Origin of the sequence: Nostoc linckia z4 (assembly GCF_002608075.1) — a bacterium.
Taxonomy (GTDB): Bacteria; Cyanobacteriota; Cyanobacteriia; order Cyanobacteriales; family Nostocaceae; genus Nostoc; species Nostoc linckia.
Window position 1 is genome coordinate 62,744 of record NZ_LAHA01000020.1, and the last position, 13,600, is coordinate 76,343.

A 13,600-nucleotide genomic window follows, 5' to 3' on the forward strand; every position below is an offset into this window, starting at 1 on the left:
TTGACTGTTGACTGTCAACTGTTAACAGTCAACAGTCAACGACCACTAATGAAATTTTTCACAACTCAAATAGAATTGCTATATCAATCGTTTTTTCAGGGACTTCCAAGAAATCGAATTTTGTAGGATGAACTTGTGTAACCCCAAATTCACAGGGAGAACGAGATGATTATCCTGCAATAAATAATTGGATATTTTTCTTGGGAAGTCCCTAATGATGGGAAATTGAAAATCAGGCTAACTACTACTAAGCAATCAAGCTGAAATTGCTACCACTCAAAGTAATATTAGCATTGCTGAAACGGGCAAATTCAAATACTGTTCCTGTGCCTAAAAGATTTCCATCTTGGTTATAGAATAAACTGCCACTACCTTGGCTAAAGACAATACGCGCATTACTAGCGTTGACTAATTGATTATTAGCGACAACTGCAAAGTCAGTTAAAGCTTGTCCCGCAGTATTTGTAATAGCATTGAAGGTTGTTTTACTCAATACAATCTGGTCTTGTCCGACTTCAAAGTCAGTGATGGTATCAATACCTAAGCTGGTGTTAAATACACTATTACTTTGGAACAGATATTTATCACTACCAATTCCACCAGTAAGAGTATCATTTCCATTACCTCCCAACAAAGTGTCATTGCCTCCTAAGCCTTGCAGTTGGTCATTTCCATCACCACCAATCAGAGTGTTATTTAGTGTATTACCGATGAGAATATCATTACCTGCGCCACCCGTTGCGTTTTCGATAACATTATTGGCAGAGAGAATCAGGTTGAGATTGCTGTTGACTGTTTGCGATGTGGTAACACCTAAATTTACGTTGACGGCAGCTGTAGTACCGCTAAAGTTAATAGTGTCAGTACCGCCTGTTGTGGTTTCTATGATTGTGTCCGTTCCCAAGGCTGTATTCGCTACAAAAGAGTAAGTATCGTTTCCAGTTAAACCTTGGAGTCGGTCGTTTCCGCCACCACCAATGACAGTGTTATCCAGTGTATTACCAGTGAGAGTGTCATTACCTGTACCACCCGTTACATTTTCGATAACGTTGTTGGCAGAGAGAATCAGGTTGAGATTACTATTGACTGTTTGCGAGGTGGTAACACCTAAATTTACGTTGACGGCAACTGTAGTACCGCTAAAGTTAATAGTGTCAGTACCCCCTGTTGTGGTTTCTATGATTGTGTCTGTTCCCAAGGCTGTATTCGCTACAAAAGAGTAAGTATCGTTTCCTGCACCACCATACAAGGTATCATTTCCAGCATCACCTAATAATCTGTCATCTCCCTGTTCGCCAAATAAACGGTCGTTACCGTTACCACCTTGTAGGGTATCGTTACCTAAACCACCAAACAAATCATCATTGGAAGTAGTTCCTGTGATGTTGTCATTGGCAACTGAAGTGTTGAAAATAAAATCGCTTGCTTGTAATTGGCTTTTGCTAATGCCATTGATTTTCAGCCGATAATAATAATCGCCATTTAATACTCGATATCTGACGCTAATGATGGCGTTACCATCGGTATCATCACTTGTCAGCAGTAACAGATTATTGAAGTCATTGATATTTAGAGTTCTAACATCTATTTTGTCTTGTCCCTTCTGAAAATCAGTGACGATATCTTGTTCTTTGGCTACAGTTGAACCTTCAAAGTACTCAAATACAAATTGGTCGTTYCCTGCACCACCATACAAGGTATCATTGCCAGCACCACCTAATAATCTGTCATCTCCCTGTTCGCCAAATAAACGGTCGTTACCGTTACCACCTTGTAGGGTATCGTTACCTAAACCACCAAACAAATCATCATTGGAAGTAGTTCCTGTGATGTTGTCATTGGCAACTGAAGTGTTGAAAATAAAATCGCTTGCTTGTAATTGGCTTTTGCTAATGCCATTGATTTTCAGCCGGTAATAATAATCGCCATTTAATACTCGATATCTGACGCTAATGATGGCGTTACCATCGGTATCATCACTTGTCAGCAGTAACAGATTATTGAAGTCATTGATATTTAGAGTTCTAACATCTATTTTGTCTTGTCCCTTCTGAAAATCAGTGACGATATCTTGTTCTTTGGCTACAGTTGAACCTTCAAAGTACTCAAATACAAATTGGTCGTTTCCTGCACCACCATACAAGGTATCATTGCCAGCRCCRCCTAATAATCTGTCATCTCCCTGTTCGCCAAATAAACGGTCGTTACCGTTACCACCTTGTAGGGTATCGTTACCTAAACCACCAAACAAATCATCATTGGAAGTAGTTCCTGTGATGTTGTCATTGGCAACTGAAGTGTTGAAAATAAAATCGCTTGCTTGTAATTGGCTTTTGCTAATGCCATTGAGTTTCAGCCGATAATAATAATCGCCATTTAATACTCGATATCTGACGCTAATGATGGCGTTACCATCGGTATCATCACTTGTCAGCAGTAACAGATTATTGAAGTCATTGATATTTAGAGTTCTAACATCTATTTTGTCTTGTCCCTTCTGAAAATCAGTGACGATATCTTGTTCTTTGGCTACAGTTGAACCTTCAAAGTACTCAAATACAAATTGGTCGTTTCCTGCACCGCCAGATAAGGTATCACTTCCAGCACCACCTAATAATTGATCGTTTCCACCTAGCCCAGAAAGGCTATCATTACCGTTTAAGCCTTGAATGGTATCATTTCCAGAAGTGCCGACTAGATTATCGTTGTTGTTTGTTCCTTGAATAGCCATAGTTTTAAGAGCCTTTTTTGGTTTTAAGATAGTGCAGAGATTTTGAAATTTAGACAAAAATTCTTATAGATTCAATATCAAAATCAAGATTGATTTTGAAAAAAATCCACGACAAAACACGGGGTTTAATTTATAGCAGCAAATAGCCAACAAGCAACAGGCATCAAAATTTTTTGAAGCCCATGTTTAACAATCAGTTGATGTGCTAACGTTACTGACTACTGCTATAGGTAGTTAAACCCATAAAAAATAGAGCGATCGCTTGGTACTGAATTGATACTATAAGAATGAAACTAATTAACTACATTAAGTATACATGTAATTAAGCAATAAGAGTGTATTTAAGTAATTATTTAATACGTATGATTTTCGGTAATTGACTAAACTTTAATAAAACATCATATTTTTTATATGAAACTTTACGTTTTGTTGAAGAAGAATTCAGAATTCAGGAGTCAGAATAAAGACGCTCTCTATGAGACGCTACGCAAACGCGGACTCGCTCTAAACTAAGCCATACAGAATACCCAACTGAATTTTGACCACTGACTCCTGAATTCTGTTTGATAAAATATCGCCCACACCTGAATCACAAGCGTGGGCGATTTATTTCTACAAAGAATTAGCTAAACAACGGCAGAGACTTGTTTTTTAAAGAAAGCTTCTAAAACTCTCTCTGCTATTTGATGGCTAGTCAAACCCAATTCTGTTTTCGATTCATTGGGTTCGGCATGGTCTACTAATATATCTGGTACACCAAATCGCTTGACAGGAACCAGAATATCTGCATCTAATAAAGCTTCGGCGATCGCACTACCAAAGCCACCCATGACGCAGCCTTCCTCTAAGGTGACAACTCGTCCGATTTTCTTAGCTAAAGGCAAAATCAACTCGGTATCTAAAGGCTTGGCAAAACGGGCATTAATTACAGTTGCTTCGATGCCATGTTCGCTCAAGATTTCCGCAGCTTGCATTCCCGGATTAACCATTGTGCCATAGCTGACAATTAACACGTCATCCCCTGTACGCAGAATTTCACCTTTGCCGATTTCTAAAGGTTCCCAGCCTTCTTCCATCAGTGGCACGCCGTAGCCATTGCCACGTGGATAACGCATAGCGATGGGGCCGCTAGTATGGTTAACACCAGTTACCATCATCCGTTGCAGTTCTGCTTCATCTTTGGGTGCCATCAGTACCATGTTAGGGATGCAACGCAGATAAGCAATGTCATACATACCTTGGTGGGTGGGGCCGTCAGCACCAACAATTCCGGCCCTATCTAAGCAGAAGAACACTGGTAAGTTTTGAATGCAGACATCGTGAATAATTTGGTCGTAGGCACGTTGCAAGAAGGTAGAATAAATGGCGGCTATGGGGCGCATTCCTTCTGCGGCTAGACCGGCTGCTAAGGTGACGGCGTGTTGTTCGGCAATGCCGACATCTATATATTGATTGGGTAGTTTTGCTTGTAGTTTGTCCAAACCTGTTCCCGTTGCCATCGCCGCAGTAATACCGATGATTTTGGGATTTTGTTCGGCAAGTTTCACTAAAGTGTGAGCAAAAACTTTAGCATAAGCCGGTGGTTTGGGTTTGCTAGAGGGAATAGCTTTACCAGTTGTTATATTGAAGGGACTTTGGGCGTGGTAACCTACTTGGTCTTGTTCTGCGATTTCATAGCCTTTGCCCTTGACTGTTGCCACGTGTACTAAAACTGGGCCTGGTATTTGATGCGCTTGTTGGAAAGTGGCAATTAATTCTTCTATATTATGTCCATCAACTGGGCCGATGTAGGTAAAACCCAGTTCTTCAAACACTGCACCTACCTTAGGAACAGCCAACCGTTTCATACCTTCTTTGATGCGTCCGAGTTCGGGAGACAGAGATTCACCAACGAAGGGAATTTGTTTAAATTGTTCCTCAAAGTTATCTTTGATGAATTGCACCGGTGGACTCAGGCGCATTTTGTTGAGATAGCGAGGAATAGCACCCACATTAGGAGATATGGACATTTCGTTGTCGTTGAGAACAACTAACAAATTAGTTTTGGGCAAGTGTCCAGCATGGTTAATGGCTTCTAAAGCCATACCTCCTGTGAGTGCGCCATCGCCAATGACAGCCACGGCTTTAAATTTTTCCCCTTTTAAATCTCGTGCTAAAGCCATGCCCAATGCTGCTGAGATGCTGGTGGAAGCATGTCCCGCGCCAAAGTGATCGAATTTGTTTTCGCAGCGTTTGAGATAACCTGCTACTCCATCCTTTTGTCTGAGGGTATGGAAGCGATCGTAACGTCCTGTAAGTAGTTTGTGAGGATAGGCTTGATGTCCTACATCCCAAATGACTTTATCCCGATCTAAGTCCAGTGTTTGATAAAGCCCTAGTGTTAATTCTACGACACCCAACCCTGGCCCCAAATGTCCACCGTTAACTGCTACGGTTTGAAGATGCTTATCTCGAATTTGACGGGCGATTTGTTGCAGTTGTCGAACGGATAAACCGTGCAACTGATTGGGATGGGTAATTTCGCTCAGATGCATATTACAGGGTTTTCCTCTCTAATTTCTGGTTTCGGTATATTGATTTTCCCACGGTCGGGTTATCTACATAATTAGACTGTTAGATTGTTACTAAGTTGTAGCGGAAAGTATAACTTCGTAATTGATAACGTCTAAAAATGGATTAATAGTTAACAATTTGTCAAGACAAAAGTTCGGAATTCAATTAGTTGTTGGTATGAATTCTCGATTTCAAACTACTTCACATATCTTTGTTGTGTTGAGGTTGATACCACCAGATGTACTACTTTGCGATCGCTACTCATCTGGTTACTATACCTTCTTCAGTAAAATTACTTGAATATTTCCTCCAAAATTAGTATTTTTGGCAACTTAATATTCCATTTTCTTAAAAAATCTTATCATATTTTTTCGATGAATGGCAAACAGTATACAGAAAAATAGCACAATATAAGGATCTTAAATTCAATTGTGAAATATAGTTTCGATTCATCCATACTTAAATATGGAGTTAATAATGCTTACATATACTGATAATATATTGAATAATCAGAATGTAAAAAATAAAACTTATAGAGCCGCGATTTATTAGTTTAAAAGTGGTTTTTATTACCGATAAATTAGAATTACTGATAATAAATATGCGCTTTACACCGTCAAGCAAGCACCCCAGGAAAAACTCAGAAAATATTAGACTTCTAAGAGAAGTCGGGAAAACGAGGTGCATGTTTGTATTTTCCTTTTCCCTAATAAAGATATATCCCTTTTCCCACAAGAGTGTAAAAAGCAATTGATTGCAAGAGGTATATTGTTCGGGTTATTGACGCCGGGTGATGGGGTTTAGCAGCAACTTCATTCCCATTTCATGCTACCGTGGATTCGCAAGTAGTTCATCAGACATTTAACGGATGAGTGTACTGAATCTTGTTCAAAAATCAAATATTAGTATTATATTACATATTAGTTTTGTTGACTGTTAACCGTTAACAGTCAACAGCAATATTTCTCACAACTGAAATAGCATTGCTATAAAATGTCATAATTGGTTTGTGGAACTGGAACAAATCGCAGTCTAATAACCAAAAAACCTTGCAAACTTCATCATGGATGAATCTTGCTAATGTCACAGCTTAAACAGAGGTAACGATCGTGACATGAAAACAGAAGTCACAATTCAGAATCCAAAATTGAGAATGTAATCAGTGGAAAATTTACATTAGCCACTGATGGAAGACTAGCAAATTTCAATTTGTTGCAAAACTAAAACTTAGTTATACTTCTACAGGGAAGCAAGCTACATCTGCTAGTGAAAAAAAGTTGATTCTGAGTTTTGAATTCTGAGTTTTGAATTCTACTGTAAGTTGTTAAATAATCCACAATCCACTAATGCTATACAGAAGATTTGGACGCACAGAATTACAGATGCCGGTGTTTTCCTGCGGCGGCATGAGATATCAATTCAAATGGCAAGATGTTCCGGAATCGGAAATTCCTGCTAAGAACCAAGCAAACTTGGAAGCAACCATCAACAAAGCTGTGGAAGTTGGTATTAATCACATCGAAACTGCTCGTGGTTATGGTACTTCCGAAATGCAATTAGGGAGAATATTACCCAAATTTTCCCGCGAAAAATTGATAGTTCAAACCAAAGTCGGCCCAGTAGAAGATGCCAAAGAATTCCGTAAGACCTTTGATAAATCATTAAAATATCTCCAGCTAGACTATGTCGATCTTTTAGGTTTGCATGGTATTAATACTCCTGAATTGTTGCACTACAGCATTCGCCCCGGTGGCTGTTTGGATGTGGTACGTCAATTGCAAGCAGAGGGGAAAGTGAGATTTGTGGGCTTTTCCACCCATGGCCCCACAGATGTAATTGTCAAGACAATTAAAACCAATCAATTTGATTATGTGAACCTGCACTGGTACTACATTAATCAATGGAATTGGCCGGCAATTGAAGCAGCTACACTTCATGATATAGGTGTATTTATTATTAGCCCATCGAATAAAGGAGGTTTGTTGTATCAAGCACCGCAAAAATTAGTAAATCTTTGCGCTCCTTTGAGTCCAATGGTGTTTAATGATTTGTTTTGTTTGAGTAATCCCCAAGTACATACCTTGAGTTTAGGAGCAGCAAAACCAGAAGATTTTGACGAACATCTCAAGACTTTAGACTTAATAGATAGAGCATCAGAAATTCTGCCACCAATTTTGGCACGGTTGGAAGCAGAAGCGATCGCCACCTTGGGAGAAGATTGGGTAAAAACCTGGCATCATAATTTACCCACCCTTGACAAAACCCCTGGAGAGATAAATATTCGGGTGATTTTGTGGCTGTGGAATTTAGCAATGGCCTACGATTTGGTAGACTATGGCAAAATGCGTTATAACCTGCTTGGGAATGGGGATCATTGGTTTCCTGGTAATAAAAGCGATCGCTTAAATGAATTAGACTTGCACCAATGTCTGACGCGCAGTCCCCACGCAGATAAAATCCCCCGAATTCTGCAAAAAGCACATCAATTATTGGGGGGTGAACAAGTAAAACGATTATCTCAACAATAAGTCTGAATAAGAAAGGGGTGTAAGGCTGTAAGGGTTTGAGGGAAGGGAAGAAGATTCACTAGACAGTAACTCCTTTCCCTAAACCTTTATCAGCTAATTAATTGTTAGGCTTGTACCACAAAATCAGAAGCGGTGAGAGTCGGGGCATTTTTAAGAGTTGCAAATAGACCGCCATTGCCGAAACCAACAGCACTACCATTGGCATTGTAAAACAACTCTCCGGTCACAGAGTCGTAGACAATGACAGCACTACTGAGTGCCCCTAAAGATGTGACTGCAAAATCGCTGGCATTACTGAAACCCGTTCCGGCATTAGAAGTAATTGCAGTAAAGGTAGTCTTGTCCAGAACAATTTTATCGTTTTGGGAATGTGTAAAGTCAGCGATCGCATCTATACCGATAGCTATACTGTTATAGGCAGCATCGGTATTGTAAACAAAAGAGTCAGCACCCGCACCACCGGTGAGAACATCGTTACCAGCACCACCAACAAGAGTATCATTACCCGCGCCACCGACAAGGGTATCATTTCCACCATCACCCCGCAACAAGTCATTGCCACTTAACCCGTCGATTTTGTCGTTACCTCCCTGACCATTAATTACATCATTGGAGTTGTCAAAACCTGCAATGTTATTGTTCAGGTCATTGAGGAAGGTAACGGTGTTGCGACGCAAAATGCTGTTAAAATTCCAGTTTTCATTGAAGACATCAAAGCTATCACTAGAAAAAGTTTGGTTAAATACAATATTTTGATAGCCTAGTTCTATTCGGGAGTCACGCAGATTCTCCAAGTTTTGTAACTGAAAGTTTTGCAGAGTTACTTTGGTATCAGTTACGTTGTCAAAGGTGAGTTCTAAGTTATTGCCATTTTGAGTGAGTTGCAGATTCCCCGCAATTAAGCCATCACCAAAAAATTGCAACGTATCATAAGAGGCAATTGTCGCTACTGATGGTTTTGATCCAGTGCCCAGACCGCCAAAGCCACTTATGGTATCATGGCCATCGCCTAGTCGGATGGTAAAGCGATCGTTGCCACTACCAGCAACTAGACTATCATCACCGATACCACCATTCACAATATCATTGCCAGCACCACCAACTAGAGTATCATTGCCAACACCACCCCGCAGCAGGTCATCACCACTTAACCCGTCGATTTTATCGTTACCTCCTTGACCATTAATCACATCATTAGAGTTATCAAAACCTTTGATGTTGTTATTCAAATCATTCAGGAAAGTAACAGTGTTCTTGTTGAATACCGTAGTTTGGGTGGATTTGGCATTAATCACATCAAAGCTATCACCAACTGAGGGTTCAAATCCACTAAAAAATGTGATATTGCTGATTACAGGTTTTCCGGCCGATGTAGGCAAGTTATCTAGATTTTCTAATTGAAAATTTTGCAAAGTGACTTTCGTATCAGCTACGTTTTCAAAGGTGATTTCCAAGTCATTGCCATTTTGAGTTAGTTCGAGATTTCTGGCACTTAAATTAAAGTCCCCAATAAATTGCAATGTGTCGAAGGAGGTAATTACCCCTGCTGATGGATTCGATCCAGTGCCAACGCCACCAAAATCGGTGATTATATAATTTATTGAACTTCCACCAATAAAAAAAGTGTCATTTCCACCGTTACCTGTTAAAGTATCATCACCACCCAGTCCGTTAATAACTTCGTTGGCAGAAGTGCCAATCAAGTTGTCGCTTTCAAAAGTCCCGTTCAAGTCGAGGCTAGGCGTAGCACTGCCATAAACAACATAGCTTTGTCCAGCTTGAGGGATGCCATTAGGGGAAGCAGTCCAAGCCCCAATAATTACGTCGCCAATACCATCACCATTAATATCTCCTGCATCACTGACTGACCTACCGAATTCACCACCCGTACCATCAATAGCGTAGCCATTAGTACCATTCAAGGACAAAAGGTCAACCTTACCGCCACTGCCAACATTTGTTCCCCCAAACACCACATAACTTTGTCCAGCTTCAAAATTCCCATTAGGAGAAGCACGAAAGGCCCCAACAATCAGGTCGTCAATACCATCATCGTTAACATCCCCTGCACTGCTAACTGAGTAGCCTAAGTAACCAAGAGAATTAATACCATCAATGCGAAAACCGTTAGTGCCATTTAAAGAAAGGGGATCGAAGACGCCGCTAGTTCCTATATTTGTCCCCCCAAACACCACATAGCTTTGCCCTTCATCATTGAACAAGGGATCAGCACTCCACGCCCCAACAATCAGGTCGTCAATGCCATCATTGTTGATGTCTCCGGCATTGCTGACTGAAATGCCTAATGCGTCACCAGAATTGCTCCCGTTGATGGTAAAACCATTAATGCCATCTAAAGAAGAGAGATTGAGGGTGCCGCCGCTACCTACATTCGTTCCTCCATATACTACGTAGCTTTGCCCAGCAACATCGTTGAAGTTAGGGTCAGCGCGATATGCCCCAATTATTAGGTCATCAACGCCATCGTTATTGATATCCCCTACATTGCTGACTGAATTACCTGAGTTGTCACCCGCAGCAATACCATTAATTTTGAAACCGTTAGCGCCATTCAGAGATGAAAGGTCGAAGCTGCCGCCACCACCGACATTCGTTCCTCCAAAAATCACATAGCTTTGTCCAGCACCAGAGTTGCCATTGGGGGAAGCATAAGGCGCTCCAATAATCAAATCGTCAACGCCATCGTTGTTGATATCCCCTGCATTACTAACTGAATAGCCTAAGTTTCCATTCGCAACAATACCGCTAATTGTGAAACCGTTAGTGCCGTTTAACGACGAGAGATCGAAACTACTACCACTACCAATATTTGTTCCCCCAAACACCACATAACTTTGTCCAGCACCAGATTTGCCATTGGGGGAAGCATAAGGTACTCCAATAATTAGGTCGTCAATGCCATCATTGTTGATGTCTCCGGCATTACTAACTGACCAGCCTAAGCCACTATTAGAACTAAGACCATTAATTTTAAAGCCATTAGTGCCATTTAAAGAAGAGAGATTGAATGTGCCACTGCTGGCCACATTCGTTCCCCCGAATACCACATAGGTTTGCCCAACAAAGTCCTTGCCTCCAAGGTCAGTGAAAGGGGCGGCAATAATCAAGTCGTCAAAGCCATCATTATTGATGTCTCCCGCTTTGCTTACCGACCAACCTGACCCATTTTCGGCACCGATACCGTTGATAACAAAGCCATTTTTGCCGTTCAAAGAAGAAACTGTTAATGATGGAATAGCCATGATTTTCTCCTGTGTTTTTTGTAATGAAGTCAGCAGAAATTGGTGTATTTATTCAATTAACTGAATAAGGCTTTATATTTGATGAGGTTTTGTGTTTGCTGCAACTAATCTGACACCATAAAATTGCCTCTGATAAGTTGAAAAATACTGTTGTTGATAATAAAATCTCAAATTTTATCCTAAAAAAACAGAATTTAGAATCTATCAAATAAGCTATGAATAAAGGCTATGAATCATGCGATCGCTGTTTTTAAAACCTAAACTTAAGCTTTTTTCTTCATTTCAGAAGCTAGTTGCGGTTAAGAAGCTTTAATAGTAGGTTACAAGAATTTTGCCTGTCAAAAATTCGTGATTAAAAGTTTAATTACGAATTAGGTAAATGTAGTCTTTGGCTACTAGCTAGTTCACTACTTTATATTTAAAAACATAAAAATGCTTTGATAACTGTCAAATTACTTAGATATTCTTATAAACCATGAAATTTGTCAAGTTTTGCAACTAACAATTAAAATTTTTATATAAACTAAGCCTGTGATACACATTGTAATTTTTAACATATTTTTCTATCGAAATAAAAAATTTTAAAATTTTTACAAAGAAAAAAGAATATTTTTAGAGTCTTGTGCAACTAACCTCAGCATACGCTCAGGTGAGACAATGGCTGTATCTTGTCCGACTTTTATTTTGAAAGCCTACTATAGGAATCCTATTTGATTTTTGAACAAAATTCTGTACACTTTACTCTTTTATAACCCTCTTGCTTATTGCCTCTTGCCTGCCTATACAGATCGGTTCATTAATCAAATGGAACTGTTATAGCAATGAAAATTGAAAAATAGCAAAAAAGAATCCCTATAAATAAATTTAGGGACTTTCAAGTAAAAAAATATTCTCTTGCTATTGTTCACTGTTGGCTGTTGACCGTTAGTTAGGTATCAACCGTCAACGTTCGGCAGACTTAATCAGACTCTGTGATATGTTTAATTTGATTGGGCTTTGGTACAACTAGCACTTTATCAACACGGTTACCATCCATATCCATGACTTCAATTCGCATACCTTCCCATTCAAAATGATCTGCGGCGGCGGGAATACGACCTAAATGAGTGATGACAAAACCGCCTAAGGTTTGATAGCTACCACGTTCCTCAGATTCCCACTCTTCCATAGCGAAAAGTTCTAAAAACTCTTCCACAGGTAACATTCCATCCAAAAGCCAAGAACCATCTTCCCGTTGCACAGCTTGTGGTTGATCCTGGCCATCTGTTGAAGGAACATCACCTACAATTTCGCTCATAATGTCATTGAGAGTGACTAATCCTTGAATTACACCGTATTCATCAACCACCAGTGCCATGTGAGTAACAGTTTGCTTAAATAATTCTAAAACTTTTAAACCACGGGTGCTTTCTGGTACAAACACAGGTTGCCGCAATCCTACTGTTAAGTCAAGCTGTTCACCTCGAAAACTCCTAGCTAATAAATCGGTAACTGGGATCACACCCAGGACATTATCAAGTCCCCCTTGGCAAACTGGATACCGCGAGTAGGCACTTTCAACCATTTTTTGGCGATTTTCTTCAGCGCTGTCATCTAAATCTAGCCAGACGATATCAGGACGCGGTGTCATTAAATAGCTTACAGGGCGATCGCCTAAACGAAAAACTCGCTCTACCATATCCTGTTCGGCTTCTTCAAAGGTTCCCGCCTCAGTACCTTGCTCGATTAAGATTTTAATTTCTTCTTCAGTGACTTGCGGTTCAGTTGATTGGGTAACTCCTAACAATCGCAGTACCATATCTGTAGAGGCACTTAAAAGATGTACCATAGGAGAAGCGATGGCCGATAAGGCACGCATGGGAATAGCTACAAATGCTGCGATGCCTTCAGGGTTATTCAATGCCAAACGCTTCGGTACCAATTCGCCGATAATCAGTGACAAATAGGTAATAATCAATACCACAATTCCGAAAGATAGCGGTTCGCTATAAGGTGCCAATAAAGGAACAAGCCTGACATAGACTGCCAGTCGGTTAGCAATCGTCGCTCCTCCAAAAGCACCAGTCAGAATACCGATGAGAGAAATACCTACTTGAATCGTTGACAAGAAATTATTTGGAGACTCAGCCAGTTTCAGTGCTACCCTTGCCTTAGCATCCCCTTGATTGGCAAGCTGCTGTAGTCTAACTTTCCGCGCTGATACAATTGCCATCTCAGACATCGAAAACACGCCATTGGCAATAATTAGCACCAAGATGATTAAAATTTCAAAAGTGATGGAGGACATGTTTAAAATCGCCGCTTATCAGAGCGAACGTAGCTCAATCCTTAGTATCTAGTATTAAAGGTGCTTCGATAAATGGTTTGACTGTACACAAAGTAATAGTTATGGGTTGACGGTTGACGGTTGACGGTTGACTGATGAGAGCCAATTGTTCGACTCTTTGAACCAGCAAAAGGGCATTGTAAACTCTTAACCGTCATCAGTCATCAGTCATCAGTCAACAGTTATCAGTTTTAAAATA

6 protein-coding genes are annotated in these 13,600 nt (G+C 40.2%); 2 read left to right on the top strand and 4 right to left on the bottom strand.

The genetic code is table 11. The features are described 5' to 3' along the window. Nucleotides 1-247: 247 nt before the first annotated feature. Both VF06_RS17225 and dxs read right to left on the bottom strand, forming a co-directional pair. Nucleotides 248-2,731, bottom strand: a complete 2,484-nt coding sequence (locus tag VF06_RS17225) for a calcium-binding protein (RefSeq protein WP_099068521.1) — start codon at nucleotides 2,729-2,731, stop codon at nucleotides 248-250. 626 nt (nucleotides 2,732-3,357) lie between these two features. After that, nucleotides 3,358-5,265, bottom strand: a complete 1,908-nt coding sequence (dxs, locus tag VF06_RS17230; protein WP_099068520.1) for a 1-deoxy-D-xylulose-5-phosphate synthase — start codon at nucleotides 5,263-5,265, stop codon at nucleotides 3,358-3,360. A 196-nt stretch (nucleotides 5,266-5,461) separates the two neighbouring features. Here dxs and VF06_RS42745 point away from each other — a divergent pair, with 196 nt between their 5' ends. Then, nucleotides 5,462-5,584, top strand: coding sequence for a hypothetical protein (locus VF06_RS42745; protein ID WP_257208131.1), 123 nt, complete (start codon nucleotides 5,462-5,464; stop codon nucleotides 5,582-5,584). A 1,046-nt stretch (nucleotides 5,585-6,630) separates the two neighbouring features. Continuing rightward, nucleotides 6,631-7,812, top strand: coding sequence for an aldo/keto reductase (locus VF06_RS17235; protein ID WP_099068519.1), 1,182 nt, complete (start codon nucleotides 6,631-6,633; stop codon nucleotides 7,810-7,812). A gap of 104 nt (nucleotides 7,813-7,916) precedes the next feature. On the opposite strand, the gene VF06_RS17240 is transcribed toward VF06_RS17235, so the two are convergent. Beyond that, nucleotides 7,917-11,075, bottom strand: a complete 3,159-nt coding sequence (locus tag VF06_RS17240; RefSeq protein ID WP_099068518.1) for a beta strand repeat-containing protein — start codon at nucleotides 11,073-11,075, stop codon at nucleotides 7,917-7,919. Nucleotides 11,076-12,033: 958 nt separating this feature from the next. After that, on the bottom strand, nucleotides 12,034-13,362 hold the full coding sequence (locus VF06_RS17245) for a hemolysin family protein (RefSeq protein WP_099068517.1): 1,329 nt from the start codon (nucleotides 13,360-13,362) through the stop codon (nucleotides 12,034-12,036). Nucleotides 13,363-13,600 lie beyond the last annotated feature (238 nt).

Coding starts and splice junctions, on each gene's coding strand:
- dxs (WP_099068520.1), bottom strand. CDS start 5,265: ATGCATCTGAGCGAAATTACCCATCCCAATCAGTTGCACGGTTTATCC.
- VF06_RS17245 (WP_099068517.1), bottom strand. CDS start 13,362: ATGTCCTCCATCACTTTTGAAATTTTAATCATCTTGGTGCTAATTATT.
- VF06_RS17240 (WP_099068518.1), bottom strand. CDS start 11,075: ATGGCTATTCCATCATTAACAGTTTCTTCTTTGAACGGCAAAAATGGC.
- VF06_RS42745 (WP_257208131.1), top strand. CDS start 5,462: ATGAATTCTCGATTTCAAACTACTTCACATATCTTTGTTGTGTTGAGG.
- VF06_RS17235 (WP_099068519.1), top strand. CDS start 6,631: ATGCTATACAGAAGATTTGGACGCACAGAATTACAGATGCCGGTGTTT.